The sequence below is a fragment of the Streptomyces sp. NPDC091281 genome (genome assembly GCF_044757425.1).
Taxonomy (GTDB): Bacteria; Actinomycetota; Actinomycetes; order Streptomycetales; family Streptomycetaceae; genus Streptomyces.
The window spans coordinates 1-18,440 of sequence record NZ_JBIVUY010000014.1; the positions used below are offsets into that span (position 1 = coordinate 1).

Below are 18,440 nucleotides of genomic sequence, written 5' to 3' on the forward strand. Positions count from 1 at the left end.
GGTCCACATGCTGGTGTAGGGGTTCATGCGTTCGGCGGTGGAGGAGCGGGGCAGGGTCTGGAGGAAGACTTCGAGGTCGCGCCAGGTGGGGACGACTTTCTCGATGCCCACCAGCGAGATGAGGGTGTCGGGGAGGGTGAGGCACATGCGTCCGTTGCCCTCGGACTCGACGACGACCATGGTGCCGGTCTCGGCGACCATGAAGTTGGCGCCGGAGATGCCGACTTCGGCGCGCAGGAATTTTTCGCGGAGGTGGAGGCGGGCGGCTTCGGCGAGGTCGGCGGGGTCGTCGGTGAGTCCGGTGGGGGCGGGGCGGCCCCAGGCGGCCATCTCGTGGGTGAAGAGGTCGCGGATCTCGGCGCGGTTGCGGTGGATGGCGGGGACGAGGATGTGGGAGGGGCGGTCGTGGCCGAGCTGGACGATGAGTTCGGCGAGGTCGGTCTCGTAGGCGCGGATGCCGGCGGCTTCGAGGGCTTCGTTGAGGCCGGTCTCCTGGGTGGCCATCGATTTGACCTTCACGACCTCCGACTCCCCTGTGGCCTGCACGAGTTCGGTGACGATCCGGTTGGCTTCCGCGGCGTCCGCCGCCCAGTGCACGGTCCCGCCCGCCGCCGTCACCGCCTCCTCCAACTCGACCAGGTAATGGTCCAGATGACGCAGCGTGCGGTCCTTGATCGCGGCTCCGGCGGCGCGCAACCGGGGCCAGTCGTCGTCGAGTTCGGCGATCGCCTGGGCACGGCGGGCCCGGATGGTGCCGGTCGCGCGGGTCAGGTTGGCCCGCAGGCGGGTGTCACGGGTGGCGTCGGCCGCCGCGCGGGGGAAGGCGGGCATCCCCAGGTAGGTGCTGTTCATCGCAGGGTGTTCCGTCCGGAGGTGCGGGAGGTCAGCGCAGGGGGTTCGCCCGGGTGGAGGCGAGGATCTCCGCGAGGTGGAGCGGGCGCAGGGCGCTGCCCCGGCGGCGCAGCATGCCGTCGAGGTGCAGCAGACAGGAGTTGTCGGCGCCGCACAGCACGCGGGCGCCGGTGGACTCGGCGTTGCGGATCTTGTCGGCGCCCATCGCGGTGGAGACGTCGGGGTTCTTCACCGCGAAGGTCCCGCCGAAGCCGCAGCACTCCTCGGCGCCGGGGAGGTCCACCAGCTCCAGTCCCTCGACGGCGGCCAGCAGACGGCGCGGGCGGTCGCCGAGGCCGAGGACGCGCAGGCCGTGACAGGACGGGTGGTAGGTGACCCGGTGCGGGAACCAGGCGCCGACGTCGGTCACCCCGAGGACGTCCACCAGGAACTCGGTGAACTCGACGACCCGTCCGGCGAGGGAGTCCGCCTGCCGGGCGAGGGTGTCGCCGCGCCCCTCGGCGGCGGCCCGCGCGCCAAGACGCGGGTACTGGTCGCGGATCATCGCCACGCAGGAGCCGGACGGGGCGACGACGTGGTCGTAGCCCTCGAAGGCGCGGGCGGTGCGCAGGGCGAGGGGTTCGGTGGCGCGGCGGTGGCCGGTGTTGTACTGGGCCTGGCCGCAGCAGGTCTGCGCGAACGGGAAGTCGACCTGGACGCCGAGCCGTTCGAGGACGGTGACGGTGGCGACGGCCGTGGCGGGCTGCACGGTCTCGTTGACGCAGGTGGGGAAGAGCGCGACGCGCATGCCGCTCACTCCTTGGTGGACCCGGCGAGCATGCCGGCCACCAGCGTGCGCTGGGAGACCAGGAAGAGCCCCAGGACGGGCAGGATGGCGACGATGATCGCCAGCGCCAGCTCCGGCACCGTGATGTTCAGGCCCGCCCCGGCGACCGGATTGAACGACGGGGTGGAGGTGAGGAGTTGGTTGAGGCCGACCTGGATCGGGAACTGCTCGCTGTTCGGCAGCACGAGGTACGGCAGGAAGAAGTTGTTCCAGTTACCGACGAAGCTGAAGAAGGCGACCAGCCCGATCACCGGCTTGGCCAGCGGCAGCGCGATGCGGGTGAAGAGCTGCCACTCGGTGCAGCCGTCGATGCGGGCGGCGGAGAGCAGGTCGCGGGGCAGGCTGCTGCCGAAGTAGATGTACACGAGGTACACGCCGAACGGGTAGAACGAGAAGGGCAGGATCACCGACCAGACGGTGCCGATCAGATGGAAGCGGTTCAGCTCCAAGAAGACGGGGAGCACCAGCGTGGCCTGCGGCATGATCATGGTGACGAGGGTGATGACCAGCAGCGCCTTGCGGCCGCGGAAGTCGGTGAGGGCGAGGGCGTATCCGGCGGGGACGCTGACGAGCAGCGTGAGCACGAGCGAACCGCCGCTGTAGATCGCCGAGTTGCGCAGCCAGGTGAGCATCGCCCCGTCCTGGAAGGAGAACAGGTGCTGCCAGGCGGCGCCGATCTGGTGGAAGGAGCCGAAGGAGAGCGGGTTGTCCCGCACCACCTCGGCGGCCGTCTTCGACGGGGCAAGCAGCAGCCAGAGCACGGGCAGCACGAAGAACACCAGCAGCGCGGCCAGCAGCACGCCCACCACGAGGAAGGACAGCGCCCGGCCCGGCTGGAGCAACCGCCTCGGGGCCGACGGGGCGGAGACCGGCGGGGCCGACATCTGCGGGGCGGAGGGGGATTGCGTCATTTCTCATCCAACGTGAACAGGTTCGAGCGGGCGACCAGGAGTCCGGCGGCCAGCAGTCCCACGGCCAGCAGGCACACGGAGATGGCGGCGGCGCCGTTGAAGTCGCCCTGCTGGAAGGCGTAGACGTAGGCCAGCTGGTTGGGCGACCAGGTGGGGCTGACCCGGCCGAGGCTGGCGGTCTGGAGCAGTTGGGGTTCCACGAAGAGCTGGGTGCCGGTGGCGAACGCCATGATCGTCATGTAGACGATCCACTGCCGGATCATGGGGATCTGGATGTGCCAGGCAGTGCGCCAGGGGCCCGCGCCGTCCATGCGGGCGGCCTCCAGGACCTCGTCGGGGATGTTGTTGAGGGCGCCGTACATGACGACCATCCAGCCGCCCGCACCGGTCCAGAACGCGATGAGCATCAGGATCAGCGGCAGGTTGCCCGGGGAGAGCACGGCGGCGAAGGTGTGCAGGCCGAGGCTCTTCAGCAGCCAGGACACCGGGCTGACGTCCGGGTCGAGCATGAACAGCCAGACCAGGACGCTGGCCACGCCCGCGAGGGCGCCGGGCAGGTAGTAGAGGAAGCGCAGCAGCGCGGAGGTGCCGGGGCGGACCCGGCTGCGCAGCAGGACGGCGACCAGGACGACCAGCACGACGAGGGTGACCAGCCACAGCAGGAGGTAGACCAGCAGGTGGGTGAAGGCGGGGACGAAACGGTAGTCCTGGGCGACCTTCACGAACTGGTTGAGGCCGGTGAACTGGCCGCGGTCGTTGGTGAGCGCGAGGTAGAACGAGTAGCCGGTGGGGAAGACGCCGAAGGCGAGCAGCAGCAGCGTGTATCCGGCGACGAAGAGCGGTCCCGCGAGGCCCCGGCGCCTCCGCCGCGGCGCGGTGCCGCGGCGGAGGGGGGAGACGGCGGTACGCCCGGTCTCCAGCAGGGTCATCGAGTGGTCACCTTGTATCCCTGGGACTTGGCCTCGTTGGCGATCTCCTGCTGCCAGGCGGGCAGGGTCTCGGTGAGGCTCTTTCCGGCGGTGAGGGCCGGGAGGACGATGCTGGACCAGGCGGTGGCGTCGGAGAAGCGGGTGTTGGACCAGCCCGTCCAGACCGCGTCGGCGGCCTCGCGGAACGCCGGGCCGACGTCACCGGCGAAGTAGCCGCTGTTGGCGGGGTTGGCGAGCCAGGCGTCGGCCGCCTTGGTGTAGGCGGGGTAGGTGGGGGCGCCCGCCTGGTTCTCGTCGGAGGTGGTGAGCCAGGTGACGAGGTCGGTGGAGGCCTTCAGGTTGGCGCTGTGCGAGGAGACCATCCACACGCCGCCGCCCACGTTGCCGGTGGCGACGGTGGACTCGCCCTGCCAGGTCAGCGGGGGCGCGGCGGCGATCTGCTTGGCCGGGGCCTTGAAAGCGGCCTTGAAGAGGTACTGGCCGTACCAGGACGGGCCGTACGCCATCAGGACCTTGTCGCCGCTGTCCTTGGCGAAGCCCTGGCTGAAGAAGCCCTTGGTGGTGACGGCCTTCGCGGAGATCAGGCTGTCCAGGAGCTTCGCGGTGCGGGTGCACTTGGGGTCCTGGAGGTCGGTGCGCAGGGTGTCCGGCTTCACCAGGTCGAAGGCGGGGCACTGGCCGGACCAGAAGTACGACTCGTGGGAGTTGGTGTCGCCGACCGAGCCGACCAGGTAGCCGGGGTGCTCCTTGGCGACGCGCTCACCGAGGGCCTGGTACTCCTCCCAGGTGGTGGGGACCTGGTAGCCCCACTTGTCCATGAGGGACTTGTTGTACCAGAGGACGACCTGGGCGATGTCGTTGCGCAGGCAGTAGGTGTGGCCGTCGAAACGGCAGGGTTCCAGGGAGCCCTTGGCGAAGCCGTCGAGGGTGGCCTGCGGGACGAGCTTGTCGTCGAGGGGCGCGGCGAAGGGGGTGGCGCCGGGCTTGGTGGGCCGGGAGGCCCAGGTGACGTCGGTGGGCGAGCCGAAGACGACGTCGGGCCAGCCGTTGCCGGTGCGGTCGAAGAGCTGCACCTTCGACTGGAGGTAGGTGGAGCCGTCGGCGCCGCCGTCGTAGGTGACGACCTTCATCTTCACGTCCGGGTGGGCCTTCTGGTAGGCCTGCACGGACGGCAGCCGGGTGGAGTCCGCCCACACGGTGATCTGCGCACCGTCCTTCTGCGCGGCGGGCTTGAAGCCGGGCGCGTCGGAGGAGGCGGACTGCGGGCTGGTGTCGGCGCTGGCGCAGCCGGTCAGGACGGCCGCCGCTGCCAGGGAGAGCGCGGCGGCGGCCGTGCGGACGACCGCGCGGCGGCGGGCTGCTCTCGGAGATCCGGAAGACCTCATCGTCTTGCCTTTCTGTTTCTTGCCGGGTTCGGTACGCGCGGGGTGGGGCTCCGCCGGGGGGTGGGGTCGGGGCGCGCGGGTCAGCGCGGCTGCTCGACGAACGGCAGCAGGTCGTCGCCGTAGCCGAGGTCGAGCGGGAGGGCGATGCCGGGTCCGGTGGGGGCGTGGACCAGGCCCTGGTCGTCGACGTGGCGTTCGCGCCGGACGTCGGTCGCGGTCACCAGGGACTCGTAGTAGGTGGTGTTGGAGATCGCCATGCAGAGGTGGTGGTTGGGGATGTCCGAACCGTGGACCTCGGCGCGCAGCCGGTAGGCGTCGGCGAGGTGGGCGGTGCGCATGGCGCCGGTGATGCCGCCCCGCAGGGTGGTGCCGGCCCGGACGCCGAAGGTGGCGGCCCCGGCCCGGATGAAGTCCGCGGAGTTCATGTGGGCGCCGTCGGAGGTCTCGGCGACGAGCAGCGGTATGTCGACGGCCTCGGCGAGCTTCTGGTAGGCGGAGATGCTGAACTCCCGCATCGGCTCCTCGTACCAGAGGTAGTCGGCCTCGGAGAGGGCCCGGCCGAGGCGGATCGCGTCGGGCAGGTCGAACCCGGCGGACCCGTCGTACATGAGGGGGACGTCCGGGCCGACGTGGGCGCGCAGGGCGAGGCAGAGGTCGGCGTCGCGGCGGGCGTCGCCCCAGGCGTGCAGCTTGATGCCGCGGTAGCCGAGGGCGAGGCACTGGTCGGCGACGTCGAGGAACTCGGCGGTGGTGGCGAACGTCGAGGTGGAGGCGTACGCGGGGATCGACTCGCGGAAGCCGCCGAGGAGCCGCCAGACGGGCTGGCCGTGGTAGCGGCCCGCCAGGTCCCACAGGGCGATGTCGATGAGGCCCAGGGTGGGGAGCGGGAGTTCGTGGATGCGGTCCAGCTCCCACACCCGGTGCCACAGCCACTCCCGCTGGAGCGGGTCGGCGCCGAGCAGTTCCTCCCGGAAGACCCCGTCGACCAGTTCGTTGAGGATGGCGAAGGCTCCCGGGCGGGCGAACAGGGCCACGCCTTCGACGCCCTCGTCGGTGCCGAGGTGCAGGACCGCGCCGTCCCCGGCCGGTGCGCTGCCGCTCAGGCCGTCCCGCCACCGGAACGGCGGGCTGGCCGGCGGCACGTGGATCCGGTGCACTGCGACATGGGTGATCTTCATTCCTGGCTTTCCTGGCTTTCGTCTCTGTACGGGGAGCCCGGGGCCGGGGGCGGCGGCCCGGGAGCCGCCGCCGCCCGGGTACGGGGTCAGAATCCGCCGTACGCCCGGATCTCGTAGATGCTGCCGCCGTTCCCGCTGGAACCGGTGACGGTCAGGCGGAGGTGGCGGGCGGTGACGGGGTGGTCGGCGAAGGAGTAGACGGTGGCGGAGGTGGTGTTCTCGGCGGTGTGGTCGTCGAACGTCCGCCAGTTCTCGCCGTCGGTGGAGTACTCCAGGCGGAAGCGGTAGCCGCTCGGCTTCTCGAAGGTGGTGACCACGCTGGACACCTCGGTGTCCGCGCCGAGGTCGACCTGGATCCAGGACGGGTCCGGCAGGCCGAGGCCCTGCGCCCAGCGGGTGGTCGGGTCGCCGTCGAACGCCTTCGCCGGGACGTTGCCCTCGGAGTCGGAGGACGCGGTGGCGGCCTTGCCCAGGGCGAGGTTGTCGTCGGCCGGGGTGGTGACGAGGGCGGCCTCGCTGGGCTCGGAGGCGTTCAGCGCGGCGTCGCGGGCGACGACGGTGAACGAGTACGCGGTCCGCGGGGTGAGGGAGCCGACCCGCAGGGTGGTGGCGTCGGTGACGGCGATCCGCTCGCCGTCGCGGTAGACGACGTAGCTGGTGACGCCGGTGTCGTCGGTGGCGGCGGGCCAGCTGACGTCGACCAGGCCGGGCAGCAGCGGCCGGACCGTCGGCCGGGCCGGGCGCTCGGGCGCGGTGTGGTCGGAGCCGGGGCCGCGCGGGGTGCCGTAGACCTGGAAGTCGGCGATGCTGCCGCCGTTGCCGCTGGAACCGGTGACGGTGAGCCGCACGAAGCGGCCGGGGACCGGGGCGGCGGCGCGGGCGTAGTCGGTCTGCTCGGTGGTGTTCTCGGCGGTGTGGTCCTTGAGGGTGGTCCAGTGCACCTCGTCCGGGGAGACCTCGACGCGGTACTTGTAGCCGCGGTTCTTCTCGAAGGTGGTGATCGAGCCGGTCACGTCGTAGGAGGCGCCGAGGTCGACCTGGATCCAGGACGGGTCGGGCAGGCCGAGGCCCTGGGCCCAGCGGGTGGAGAGGTCGCCGTCGACGGCCTTGGCGGGGACGTTGCCCTCGGAGTCGGAGGACGCGGTGACCGGCTTCTTCAGCGCCAGGTCGGCGCCCTGCGGCTGGGTGACGCGCAGGGCCTTGCCCGGCCGGGACTCGTTGCCCGCGGCGTCGCGGGCGGTGACGGTGAAGGTGTGGGTGCGTCCGGCGGTCAGGCCGGGGATGCGGATCGAGGTGGTGCCGGAGGCGGTGACGAGCTTGCCGTCCTGGTACACGGAGTAGCCGGTGACGGCGGTGTCGTCGGTGGCGGCGGGCCAGCTGAGGTCGACGACGGTCGGGAAGTCGGTGACCGCGGCCGGGGTGCCGGGGGCGGTGGGCGCCCGGCGGTCGGTCGGGGCCGGTGCCGGGTCGAGGTGGCGGTAGGCCTTCTCCAGACCGGCGCGGGCGACGATCGAGGCGGGCAACTGGTCGCAGGAGCCGACGGTGACGTTGCCGCTGACGTCGTTGTTCTTGCTCAGGTACTGGACGCTGAAGTTGGGGTTGGTGGTGAAGTTGCCGGTGGCCCGGTTGTCCTCCGCGTGGTTCATCAGCAGCCACTGGAAGGAGACGTCGCAGAACGCGTTGCCGGTGTTGAGCCAGCGGCGGCTGGCCTCGTCGTGGTAGACGGCACCGTAGGCGTGCTCGGGGACGCCGTGGATGTAGTTGCCGGAGACCCGGCCGCCGGGGTTGTTGCTGAGGGTGTAGACACCGCCGCCGTCGGCCTGCGAGCGCATGATGTCACTGATCTCGTTGTCGGTGACAACGTTGTTCCGGCTGATGGTCGGGGTCTTGGAGACGGGGATGCCCGCGTTGTTCGGGTAGGCGGAGTTGCCGCCCTGGTCGGTGAGGCCCCAGCCCCAGCCGACGGAGATCCCGCTGTAGGGCAGGTCGTGGACCTTGTTGTGGGTGATCACCGTGGAGTCGGTGTAGCCCGCGAGGATCCCGAGGGAGCCGTTGTACTGGTCGGCGACCTGGGTGACGTAGTTGTTGTCGACCCGGGTGTCCTTGGTGATGTCGCGCGGGTCGTCGGGGTGCGCGTCGCCCCACTCGACGCCGCCGATCTGGATGCCGGTGGCGGCGATCTGGCGGAAGACGTTGCCGGTGATGCGCGTGTGCTGGGTGCCGGTGTTCAGGTTGAGGCCGACGGCGCCGAGGTGGGTGAAGGTGTTGTCCAGGAACGAGACGCGGCTGCCGTGGCTGACGTTGACGGCGCCGGGCGTCTTCTTCCAGTGCAGCCGGGTGGAGTCGAAGTCGGGGTTGTCCCTGCCGACCATCCGGAACCCGGCCTGGCCCTCGATGTGGCCCTCGGGGGAGCTGGGGGCGAGCCAGGTGGAGTGGGAGAAGGTGAGGCCGCGGAAGGTGACGTCGGTGACCGGGTGGGCGCGGGTGCCGTCGAGGTCGACCAGGTCCTGCACCACGGGGACCGTCACGTCGGCGGTCTTCATGTCCTCGCCCGGCTGGGGCATGTAGTAGACCTCGCCCGCGCCCTTGTCGAGGTACCACTCCCCCGGACTGTCGAGGAGTTCGCGGGCGTTCTCCAGCCAGGTCGGGTTCTGGATCTCCTGGCCCTGCTGGAGGTGGGCGTTGTCCCAGCACGGCTGCTGCATCGTCATCGCGTTGCCGGAGATGGACTGCACGGGGCAGCGCATCAGCTTCCAGCCCCAGGCGCTGGCGACCTCCAGGTCCGCCGGACGCCGGTAGCCGGTGATGCTGGAGTCGGTGAACGTGTAGCCGGTGGCGGTCTTGCTGAAGCCGGAGGGGTTCTTGCCGCTGCGGGCCCGCGTGGCGAGCTTGCCGTTGACGTACAGCTGGCGGGTGTCGAGGCCGCTCAGCTTCGCCTTGTAGACCTTCTTGTCGGCGTCGGCCGCCGTCCAGCCGGTGACCTGGCGGCCGCCGCTGAGGACGGGGTGCGCGCCGGGCGCGGCCTCGTAGCTGATGCGCTGCCCCGCGCGGCCCGAGTCACGGGCGGTCAGGGCGAACGTACGGCTGAGGCGGTACGTCCCGGACAGGAGCCGGACGCGGGTGTCGCCGCGGACCTTGTCCTTGGCGCCGCGCACGTAGTCACGGGCGTGTTCCAGCGTGCGGAACGGGTGGGCGGCGGTGCCGCGTCCGCTGTCCTTGCCGGTCGGTGAGACGTAGACGTCGAGGCCGGCCGGCTTCGACGTGGCGTGGGCGGGCAGCGCGGTCAGGGGCGCGGAGGCCGCGGCGAGCGCGAGCGCCACCACGAGGGTTCTCCGCAGCGGCGCGGATCTGCCTCGGGAAGCAGGAGGTGCAGACGGAAGAGACACGTGTATCCAATCGCCTGGGGAGGGTGGTCCCGGAGCCGGTCGTCCGCCGGGGTCCGGGGTGTACGGGGTGTGGCGGTGGAGCTGTGGGGTTGTGGGGCTGTGGGCGCCGCGGTGGGGGCTCGGCGGCGTGGGGCCGTCCGGTGCGGGGTCGCACGACGCGGAGTCGTCCGCTGCTGAGTCGTCCGGTGCGGAGTCGTCCGGTGCGGAGTCGTACTGCTCGGGCCGTGCGCCTCCGTGGGGCCGCCCCGCTGGGGGGGGGAGCGCCGTCGGCGGCGGGGCCGGCGGGCGGCCGGTGCGGTGGGCCGCGTGAGGGGCGGCCCAGCCGGAGGGGGTGGCTCCGCGCCCGCCGCACCTGTGCCTTCGGGGCAGGAGGCGTGCCGGGCGGCGGCGGACGCGGAGCCGGTTCGGGGGGCCGGGCCCGAGGGGGTCGGGCCGACGGCCGAGGGGTAGTGAAGGGGTGGCGTACGGACGGGGGCGGCCGTACGCCGGGGGGTCGTGCGTTACGAGGCCGACGTCCGCGGCGGCAGCGAGGTGTCGCCGGTGCCGCTGCCGCTCGCCGGTGGCCGTGGGTCCGCGTCGGGGGCGGGGCGGTCGCCGAGGTTGAACAGCCGGTCTCTGATCTTGCGTTCGAACTGGCTCTGTGTGGTGGCGATGTGGTCCACCATCAGCTGGGCGGCGAGGTCGGCCTCCCCCGCGGCGACCGCCTCGGCGATGGCGAGGTGCTGCCGGGCGGCGACCTCCAGGGAGCCGGGCGCGTCGCCGTGGAAGAGCAGCACGTCGGACTGGGAGGCCAGCCGCCGCACCCCGGCGACGCTGGAGCGGAGGAACACATTGTGGGAGGCGGCGCCCACCGCGTCGTGGAAGGCCTCGTCGGCCCGCGCGAAGGCATGGCCGTCGTGCTCCGTGGCCGCCGTCAGGGAGGTCCTGGCGCCCTCCCGGATGGTGCGGACCTCGATCGGCGTGGCGAGGGAGGCGGCCCGGCGGGCCGTCTCGGACTCGATGACCGAGCGGTAGTCCAGCAGCATCAGCACGTCCTCCATGCTGGTCGGCCGGAAGTGCGCCAGCTGGTCGTCGACCAGGCCGCCGGTCGCCTCCGCGACGAAGATGCCCGCGCCGCGCCGCACGCTGAGCCGGCCGATCGCCGCCAGGACCTTGACCGCCTCGCGGGTGACGTTGCGGGACGCGCCCAGGATCTCGGCGAGTCCGGCCTCGGTCGGCAGCCGGTCACCGGGGCGCAGGTTCTGCTCGGCGATGTGGTTGAGCAACTGCTCGGCCACCAGCTCGTACCCCGGTCGGTAGGGGCGCGCTCCGTCGTCGGCCCCCGCGTCGGCCCCCTGTGCAGAATCGGCCACGGTGTTCCCCCTCCTGCTGCTCGGATTAATCAGGTTCATCGACAGCGGCCACTATGACATCCGTGTTACGCGTTGGGTAGATGGTGAACAAAAAAGATTCATCACGATGTCAACACCGCACAGAAATAGGACAAACAGCCATCTAGTCCCGTCTCTTGCGCCGGAAGGATCACATCCTTAAGGTCCTCAACGACAGATGAAGCAGATCCTTTCGTGGCGATCAGGCCGCGCGTCGGCCGCCACGATCCATCTGATCCAGCCATCCACCCGTGGAAGGAACCCCCTATGAGACTGGCCCGGCACGGCACGCCAGGAGCCGAGACCCCGCTGATATCCGGCCCCGACGGCGTCTGGCGGGACCTGCGCCCCGTGGTGGACGACCTCACCCCCGCCGCCCTCGCCGCGGCCCCGGCGTCCGGCTGGGCGGGGATCGACCTCGACGCGCTGCCCGTCGTGGAGCGGCCGGGCCGCTTCGGACCGCCGCTCGCCGGCATCGGGAAGATCGTGTGCGTCGGCCTCAACTACCGGCAGCACGCGGCGGAGACCGGCGCCACCGTCCCCGACGAACCCATCGTCTTCATGAAGGCCCCCGACACCGTGGTGGGCCCCGACGACCGCGTCCTCATCCCGCGCGGCTCGGTGAAGACCGACTACGAGGTCGAACTCGCCGTCGTCATCGGCCGCGAGGCCCGCTACCTGCCCGACACGGCCGCCGCGGCGGCCTGCGTGGCGGGCTACGCCATCAGCAACGACGTCTCCGAGCGGGAGTTCCAGCTGGAGCGCGGCGGCCAGTGGGACAAGGGCAAGAACTGCGAGACGTTCAACCCGCTCGGCCCCTGGCTGCTCACCGCGGACGAGGTGCCCGACCCCCAGGCGCTCGGGCTGCGGCTGTCCGTGAACGGCGAGCCGCGCCAGAGCGGCCACACCTCCGACATGGTCTTCGGCGTCTTCGAACTGGTGCGGTACCTGAGCCGGTTCATGGTGCTGCGGCCGGGAGACGTCATCAACACCGGGACCCCGGCGGGCGTCGCCCTCGGTCTGCCCGGCACCCCCTACCTGCGCGCGGGAGACGTCGTGGACGTCGAGATCGACGGCCTGGGCCGTCAGCGCCAGACCTTCGAGGAGGCCTGAGATGGGCGCGTTCGACGGGCTGCGGGCCCTGGTCACCGGCGGCGCCTCGGGCATCGGCCTCGCCACCGCACGGCTGCTCGCCGCCGAGGGCGCCCGGGTCGCCGTGCTCGACCTCGCGGCCGAGGCCCCGGCCGGGTTCCCGGACGGCTTCGTGTACGTCCGCGCCGACATCGGCGACGACCCGTCGGTGGTGGCCGCCGTGGACGGGGCGGTCGCCGCGCTCGGCGGGCTGGACGTCCTGGTCAACAACGCCGGGATCGGGGCCCAGGGCGGCATCGAGGACAACGCCGACGAGGAGTGGCGCCGGGTGCTCGACGTGAACGTCGTCGGACTGGTACGGGTCACCCGCCGCGCGCTGCCCGCGCTGCGTGCCTCCGCGCACGGCGCCGTCGTCAACGTCGGCTCCATCGCCGCGACCGCCGGTCTGCCGCAGCGCGCGCTGTACTCGGCCGGGAAGGGCGCGGTCGTCGCGCTGACCCGGGCCATGGCGGCGGACCTGCTGCCGGACGGCGTCCGGGTCAACGCGGTCAACCCCGGTACCGCCGACACCCCGTGGGTCGGGCGGCTCCTGGACCGGGCGGCCGACCCGTCCGCCGAGTACGCGGCACTGGCGGCCCGTCAGCCGCACGGCCGGCTCGTCGCCGCGGACGAGGTCGCCGCCGCGATCGCCTACCTCGCCTCCCCCTCCGCCGCCTCCACCACCGGCACCTGCCTCGCCGTGGACGGCGGCATGGACGGACTGCGGCTGCGGAGGGAGGGATGAGCGACGTGAACGGCGGCATCGGCGCGGGCCAGACCGGCGGAACGGGCGCGGACGAGAACGGTCCGCACCCGGCCGAAGCCGTGGCCGACGGCGGGGACGCCGTGCCCGACGGCGCGGACGCCGCTCCCGGTGCGGCCCCGGCCCTCCCCGCGCGGCCCGTCGAGCGGCGGGCCGCCGTCATCCGGCTGCGGCCGGAGAAGGAGGCCGCGTACCTGGCGCTGCACGCCGACGCCTGGCCGGGGGTCCTGGACGCGCTGCGCCGGGCCCACATCGGCAACTACTCGATCTTCCTCCGCGACGGCCTGCTGTTCAGCTACCTCGAATACTCGGGGAGCGACTGGGCCGCCGACAGCGCGGCGATCGCCGCCGATCCGGTGTCCCGGGCCTGGTGGGCGCTGACCGACCCCTGCCAGCAGCCGCTGGACAGCGCGGCGCCGGGGGAAGGCTGGGCTCCGGCCCGCGAGGTCTTCCACCTCCCCTGAGCCGACCGCCCGCGCCACGACCGCTCCCCCGCCCCGCCCCGACCGTCCTCCGCCAGCAGCCCGCCCGTCCCCGGGCGACCACCCCTCCGAGGAGGCCCCGTGCGTATCGACGCCCACCACCACCTGTGGGACCTCGCGGTCCGCGACCAGCCCTGGACCCACGGCCTGCCCGCCCTGCACCGGACGTTCCGCGCCGACGACCTGCGGCCCCTGCTGGCGCGGCACGCGATCGACGCGACCGTCGTCGTGCAGACCACGGCCGGGCCCGAGGAGACCCCGGACCTGCTGGCCCTGGCCGCCGCCGACCCGCAGGTGGCGGCCGTGGTCGGCTGGACGGATCTGACCGACCCGGCCGTGGCCGACCGGCTGGCCGCGCTGGGCGAGGGGCCGGGCGGGGCGGCGCTGGCCGGAATCCGGCACGGCGTCCAGGACGAACCGGACCCCGACTGGACGGACCGCCCGGAGGTGCGTCGCGGCCTGCGGGCGGTCGGCGCGGCCGGGCTCGCCTACGATCTGGTCGTCCGGCCCGACCAACTGCCCGCCGCTGTACGGCTCGTGCGGGACCTGCCCGAGGTGCGCCTCGTCCTGGACCACGCCGGGAACCCGGTCCCGGGCGACGGCGGCCTCACCGTCTGGAGTCCGCTGATGACCGAGCTGGCCGCCTGTCCGAACGTCGCCGTGAAACTCTCCGGCCTCGTCACCCGTCCCGGCGCCCACGGCCCCGGCACCGACCCCGCCCGCGTGCTGCGGCCCTACGCCGACCTCCTGCTGTCGGCGTTCGGCCCCGCACGCCTGATGTTCGGCTCGGACTGGCCGGTGTGCCTGCTGGCCGCCGGGTACGACGAGGTGGTCGCCCTGGCCGAGGCGCTGACCGGGCCGCTCTCCGCCGGGGAGCGCGCCGAGGTCTTCGGCGGTACCGCCGCCCGCTGGTACGGGATCGCCGCGTGAGCGCCGCCCGCCTCGGCCGCACCGGGGTCCGGATCAGCCCGCTGGGCTTCGGCGCCGCCCCGCTCGGCAACCTGTACACCGCGCTGGACGACGAGCCGGCCCGCGCCACGGTCGACGCGGCCTGGGCGGCGGGGGTGCGCTACTTCGACACCGCGCCGCACTACGGCCTCGGCCTCTCCGAACGCCGCCTCGGCGCCGCCCTCGCCGACCGCCCGCGGGACGCGTTCACCGTCTCCACCAAGGTCGGCCGCCTCCTGGAACCGAACCCGGCCCCCACCGGCTCGGACCTGGCCACGGGCGGCTTCGCCGTGCCCGACACCCTCGTCCGGCGGCTCGACTACTCGCGCGACGGCGTGCTGCGCAGCCTGGAGAGCAGCCTGGACCGCCTCGGCCTGGACCGGGTCGACGTCGTCTACGTCCACGATCCCGACGACCACCTCGACACCGCCCTGCGCGAGGCGCTGCCCGCCCTCGCGGACCTGCGCGACCAGGGTGTCGTGGGCGCGGTGGGCGTGGGCACGAACGCGGTCGCGCCGCTGCTGCGGGTGGTGGCAGAGGCCGACGTGGACGCCGTGATGATGGCCGGGCGGTGGACCCTGCTGGACCGCACGGCCGCGCCGCTGCTGGACCTGTGCGCCGCGCGCGGGGTGTCGCTGGTGGCCGCCGCGCCCTTCAACTCCGGCCTGCTCAGCCGCCCCCACCCGCCCGCCGACGCCACCTTCGACTACGGCCGCGCCCCGGAGGCCGTCCTGCGGCGGGCGCGCCTGCTCGCCGAGGCCGCCGTCCGGCACGGCACCGTCCTGCCGCACGCCGCCCTGCGCTTCCCGCTGCGCAGCCTGGTGGTGGCGGGCGTCGTCGCGGGCTTCCGCCACCCCGACGAGGTGACCGCGGCGGCCCGCTGGATCGCCACCGACCTGCCCGAGGCCGCCTGGCCCGACCTCGACGCGGCGGCGGACGCCGCGCGGGAGCCGTAGCGGACGGAGGCGCTGGGGCAGGGGCCGTGACGGACAGGTGATCCGTGCGGGAGCCGTCACGGCCGGGGCCCGGTGCCGATCCCCGGCGGGTTCAGGCCGACTCCCGGACCACCAGTTCGTTCGGCATGATCACCGGGTCGGCGGGGCCGCCCTCTATGAGGCCGAGCAGGAGGCGGACCGTGGCGGTGGCCTGGTCGGCCATGGGGCTGCGGACCGAGGTGAGCGCCGGGGTGGTGTAGGCGGCGGCCTCGATGTCGTCGAAGCCGACCACGGCCACGTCGTCGGGGACGCGGCGCCCCTGCTGGTGCAGGGTGCGCAGGGCTCCGATCGCCATCAGGTCGTTCGCCGCGAACACGGCGTCCACCGCCGGGTCGTCCTCCAGGAGCTGCCGCATGGCGTCCGCGCCGGAGACCCGGGTGAAGTCGCCGAGCGCGACGATCGACCGGCGGCCCGTGTCCCGCAGCGTGTCCCGGTAGCCCGCCAGCCGCTCACGGCACTCGTACAGCTCCAGCGGGCCGGTCACGGTCGCGATCCGGCGGCGGCCCTGGCGCAGGAGGTGGTCGACGGCGAGGCGGGCGCCGCCCTCGTTGTCGAGGGCCACGTACGGCAGTTCGGGGGCGGCGGTGCGGTTGAGGGAGACGACGGGCAGCCCGGTCCGGGCGAGCGCGGCGGGCAGCGGGTCGGTGCCGTGCAGCGCCACGAGCATCACCCCGTCGACGTGCCCGCCCGCGATGTACCGCTCCACCCCGGCCCGGCTGCGGTCGGACTCGGCGAGCATCAGCACGACCCGCTTGCCCGCCCCCTCCAGCACCCGGCTGGCGGCGCGCACCACGGTGGCGAACAGCGGGTCGTCGGAGGTGACGCCCTGGGGCGGGTCGGAGACGACCACGGCGACGGCGTCCGTCCGGCGGGTCACCAGGTTGCGGGCGGCGGCGTTGGGGACGTAGTTGAGTTCGCGGACGGCGCGCAGGACGACGTCCCGGATCTCCGGGGCCACCGTCGACTCGCCGTTGATGACACGGGAGACGCTCGACTTGGAGACGCCCGCGCGCGCGGCGACCACCTCCAGCGTGGGCCGCTTCACCGCGGTCCGCCCGGCCCGCCGGCCCGGCCGTCCCCGCCGGGAGCGCCGCCGCCACCGCCGTGGCCCGCGCCGCCGCGCGCGGGAGAGGTGTCCGGGGAACGTTTTCTCACCGGCGGTCCTCCGGTCCGGTCGCGGGACATTGACAGCAGAGTAACCGCACAGAGCCTGCGGGAGGGCGGCGAGAAATCCTCGGCGGCTCTCCCGCAACCGGTTCCGGACGTCTGCGCACGTCATACCGGGGAACCGTTCCCCGAGCCGTCCCCGCCGTGCGTCGTTCGTGTTTCTCCAAGGTGAACAAGAGCCTTGACAGTCCCCTCGGACCCGCCCATCCTCCGTGAGGGAGCGCTCCCTCACTCCTCCCGCGCCGAGCCTCCCTGTCCCCCCGCCCCCGTTCAGGAGGAGCAGCCCGTGCATCCCCTCGTCCGTCGCCTCGGCTTACTGTTCGCCGTGGCGGCCACCCTGCTCACGTTCGTCGCGCTGCCGGCACCCCCCGCCCAGGCGGCGGAGGTGCTGCTCTCCCAGGGCAGGCCCGTGACCGCGTCGAGCACCGAGGCCCCGTTCAGCCCGCAGGGCGCCGTGGACGGCGATCCCGGCACCCGTTGGTCCAGCGGCTTCGCCGACCCGCAGTGGATCCAGGTCGACCTCGGCTCCGCCCGGTCGATCAGCCGCGTCACCCTCAACTGGGAAGCGGCGTACGGCAAGTCGTTCCGTATCCAGGTGTCGAACGACGCCGCGAACTGGACCACCGTCCACGAGACCGCGACCGGCACCGGCGGGGTCCAGAACCTGACCGTCTCCGGCACCGGCCGCTACGTCCGGCTGACCGGCACCGTGCGCGGCACCCAGTACGGCTACTCGCTGTGGGAGTTCCAGGTCTTCGGCTCCGACGGCGCGGGCCCCGGCCCGGGTCCGGGCACCGACACCCTGCTGTCCTACGGCCGGACCGGCGCGGCCTCGTCCGCGCAGCACGACGGCAACTGCTGGGAGTGCACCCCGGCCCGCGCGTTCGACCGTGACCCCGCCTCGCGCTGGGCCACCGCCACCGACACGGGCTGGACCGACCCCGGCTGGATCTCCGTCGACCTGGGCGCCACCGCGCAGATCCACAAGGTCGTCCTCCAGTGGGACCCGGCGTACGCCAAGTCCTTCCAGATCCAGGTCTCCTCGAACGGCACCGACTGGACCCCGATCTACTCCACCACCACCGGTGCCGGTTTCAAGCAGACCCTGACCGTCTCGGGCACCGGCCGTCACGTCCGCATGTACGGCACCGAGCGCGGCACGCCGTACGGCTACTCCCTGTGGGAGTTCCAGGTCTGGGGCACCGGGGGCGCGCCGATCCCGGCGCCGCCGCTGCCGCCGGACCCGGCGGACCCGCCGCGGCTGGTGTGGAGCGACGAGTTCGACGGCGCCGCGGGCAACCGTCCCGACGCCTCGAAGTGGCGGGCGGACCCGGGCACGGGCCCGAACAACGAGCTGGAGTACTACACCGACAACCGCAACGCCGCCCTCGACGGCGCCGGTCACCTGGTGATGGAGGCCCGCAAGGAGGCCACCGCGGGCAGCGCCTGCCCGCGCGACCCGCTGAGCGGCAGCACCACCTGCCAGTACACGTCGGCCCGGATGAACACCGGTGCCACCTTCCAGTTCACGTACGGCCGGGTCGAGGCCCGCATCAAGGTGCCCAAGGGCAACGGCCTGTGGCCCGCGTTCTGGATGATGGGTGCCGACTTCCTCACCGGGCGGCCGTGGCCGTACAACGGCGAGGTCGACATCATGGAGGTCCTCGGCAAGGACGTGAAGACCTCGTACTCGACCGTCCACGCGCCCGCCTACAACGGCGGCGGCGGCATCGGCTCGCCCTACCGGCTGCCCGGTGACGCCGACTTCTCCGACGACTACCACACCTGGTCCGCGGACTGGAACAGCAAGGGGATCGTCTACCGCCTGGACGGGCGGGTCGTCTTCACCCTCGACAAGGAGCAGGTGGAGCAGACCCGCGGACCGTGGATCTTCGACCACCCGCACTACATGATCCTCAACCTCGCCGTCGGCGGGGACTGGCCGGGTCCGACGGACGCGAGCACCCCGTTCCCGGCGCGGATGCTCGTCGACTACGTACGCGTCTACCAGTAGCCGCCCGCAGTGGGCCGCGCGCCCACGAGCGCACCACCCCGGCACCAACCGGTTCGACCGGGTCGCCGCCGTGCCCGGCGGCGGCCCGGCCACCCCATCCCCA

The 18,440-nt window shown here is 72.9% G+C and carries 15 protein-coding genes; 6 read left to right on the plus strand and 9 right to left on the minus strand.

The genetic code is table 11. The features are described from left to right. The 8 genes from ACIQPQ_RS30300 to ACIQPQ_RS30335 form a co-directional block, all read right to left on the minus strand. Window positions 1-852 (minus strand): LUD domain-containing protein (locus tag ACIQPQ_RS30300; protein ID WP_401310027.1); only part of this gene is annotated, 852 nt, incomplete at its 3' end. Between the two features lie 31 nt (window positions 853-883). Further along, a complete protein-coding gene (locus ACIQPQ_RS30305; protein ID WP_401310030.1) occupies window positions 884-1,639 on the minus strand; it encodes a (Fe-S)-binding protein in 756 nt (251 codons plus the stop codon). A gap of 5 nt (window positions 1,640-1,644) precedes the next feature. Then, entirely contained in the window at window positions 1,645-2,562 is a 918-nt protein-coding gene (locus tag ACIQPQ_RS30310) for a carbohydrate ABC transporter permease (protein ID WP_401310840.1), read from the minus strand. Window positions 2,563-2,585: 23 nt separating this feature from the next. Next, window positions 2,586-3,518 (minus strand): carbohydrate ABC transporter permease, encoded by a 933-nt coding sequence (locus tag ACIQPQ_RS30315; protein ID WP_401310033.1) that lies wholly within the window; start codon window positions 3,516-3,518, stop codon window positions 2,586-2,588. Next, a complete protein-coding gene (locus tag ACIQPQ_RS30320; RefSeq protein ID WP_401310036.1) occupies window positions 3,515-4,903 on the minus strand; it encodes an ABC transporter substrate-binding protein in 1,389 nt (462 codons plus the stop codon). The genes ACIQPQ_RS30315 and ACIQPQ_RS30320 overlap by 4 nt, the downstream gene beginning before the upstream one ends. Before the next feature lie 80 nt (window positions 4,904-4,983). Then, a complete protein-coding gene (locus tag ACIQPQ_RS30325) occupies window positions 4,984-6,081 on the minus strand; it encodes an enolase C-terminal domain-like protein (protein WP_401310039.1) in 1,098 nt (365 codons plus the stop codon). A gap of 86 nt (window positions 6,082-6,167) precedes the next feature. After that, window positions 6,168-9,404 carry a discoidin domain-containing protein gene (locus ACIQPQ_RS30330; protein WP_401310042.1) on the minus strand — a complete coding sequence of 1,079 codons (3,237 nt, stop codon included), beginning with the start codon at window positions 9,402-9,404 and terminating at the stop codon, window positions 6,168-6,170. Window positions 9,405-9,967: 563 nt separating this feature from the next. Then, complete coding sequence (locus ACIQPQ_RS30335) at window positions 9,968-10,819, minus strand: FadR/GntR family transcriptional regulator (protein ID WP_401310044.1); 852 nt, start codon at window positions 10,817-10,819, stop codon at window positions 9,968-9,970. Between the two features lie 285 nt (window positions 10,820-11,104). Between ACIQPQ_RS30335 and ACIQPQ_RS30340 the strand changes: the two genes are divergently transcribed. The 5 genes from ACIQPQ_RS30340 (at window position 11,105) to ACIQPQ_RS30360 (ending at window position 15,117) form a co-directional block, all read left to right on the plus strand. Beyond that, window positions 11,105-11,950 (plus strand): fumarylacetoacetate hydrolase family protein, encoded by an 846-nt coding sequence (locus tag ACIQPQ_RS30340; protein WP_401310047.1) that lies wholly within the window; start codon window positions 11,105-11,107, stop codon window positions 11,948-11,950. Window position 11,951: 1 nt separating this feature from the next. Next, window positions 11,952-12,713 (plus strand): SDR family NAD(P)-dependent oxidoreductase, encoded by a 762-nt coding sequence (locus ACIQPQ_RS30345; protein ID WP_401310050.1) that lies wholly within the window; start codon window positions 11,952-11,954, stop codon window positions 12,711-12,713. Continuing rightward, the gene (locus ACIQPQ_RS30350) at window positions 12,710-13,195 is read left to right on the plus strand and encodes an L-rhamnose mutarotase (protein WP_401310053.1); all 486 of its coding nucleotides are present in this window, start codon (window positions 12,710-12,712) and stop codon (window positions 13,193-13,195) included. The genes ACIQPQ_RS30345 and ACIQPQ_RS30350 overlap by 4 nt, the downstream gene beginning before the upstream one ends. A 99-nt stretch (window positions 13,196-13,294) precedes the next feature. After that, window positions 13,295-14,143, plus strand: coding sequence for an amidohydrolase family protein (locus tag ACIQPQ_RS30355; RefSeq protein ID WP_401310055.1), 849 nt, complete (start codon window positions 13,295-13,297; stop codon window positions 14,141-14,143). Further along, window positions 14,140-15,117, plus strand: coding sequence for an aldo/keto reductase (locus tag ACIQPQ_RS30360; RefSeq protein ID WP_401310058.1), 978 nt, complete (start codon window positions 14,140-14,142; stop codon window positions 15,115-15,117). The genes ACIQPQ_RS30355 and ACIQPQ_RS30360 overlap by 4 nt, the downstream gene beginning before the upstream one ends. Before the next feature lie 91 nt (window positions 15,118-15,208). Here the strand turns inward: ACIQPQ_RS30360 and ACIQPQ_RS30365 are convergent, their stop codons facing one another. Further along, window positions 15,209-16,201, minus strand: a complete 993-nt coding sequence (locus tag ACIQPQ_RS30365; RefSeq protein WP_383771226.1) for a LacI family DNA-binding transcriptional regulator — start codon at window positions 16,199-16,201, stop codon at window positions 15,209-15,211. A gap of 408 nt (window positions 16,202-16,609) precedes the next feature. Here ACIQPQ_RS30365 and ACIQPQ_RS30370 point away from each other — a divergent pair, with 408 nt between their 5' ends. Beyond that, window positions 16,610-18,337, plus strand: a complete 1,728-nt coding sequence (locus tag ACIQPQ_RS30370; RefSeq protein WP_401310061.1) for a discoidin domain-containing protein — start codon at window positions 16,610-16,612, stop codon at window positions 18,335-18,337. The last annotated feature ends 103 nt before the right edge of the window (window positions 18,338-18,440 follow it).

Bases quoted from the DNA above. Each gene is read 5' to 3' on its own strand.
- ACIQPQ_RS30325 (WP_401310039.1), bottom strand. From the start codon at position 6,081: ATGAAGATCACCCATGTCGCAGTGCACCGGATCCACGTGCCGCCGGCC.
- ACIQPQ_RS30350 (WP_401310053.1), top strand. From the start codon at position 12,710: ATGAGCGACGTGAACGGCGGCATCGGCGCGGGCCAGACCGGCGGAACG.
- ACIQPQ_RS30345 (WP_401310050.1), top strand. From the start codon at position 11,952: ATGGGCGCGTTCGACGGGCTGCGGGCCCTGGTCACCGGCGGCGCCTCG.
- ACIQPQ_RS30310 (WP_401310840.1), bottom strand. From the start codon at position 2,562: ATGTCGGCCCCGCCGGTCTCCGCCCCGTCGGCCCCGAGGCGGTTGCTC.
- ACIQPQ_RS30305 (WP_401310030.1), bottom strand. From the start codon at position 1,639: ATGCGCGTCGCGCTCTTCCCCACCTGCGTCAACGAGACCGTGCAGCCC.
- ACIQPQ_RS30315 (WP_401310033.1), bottom strand. From the start codon at position 3,518: ATGACCCTGCTGGAGACCGGGCGTACCGCCGTCTCCCCCCTCCGCCGC.
- ACIQPQ_RS30340 (WP_401310047.1), top strand. From the start codon at position 11,105: ATGAGACTGGCCCGGCACGGCACGCCAGGAGCCGAGACCCCGCTGATA.
- ACIQPQ_RS30320 (WP_401310036.1), bottom strand. From the start codon at position 4,903: ATGAGGTCTTCCGGATCTCCGAGAGCAGCCCGCCGCCGCGCGGTCGTC.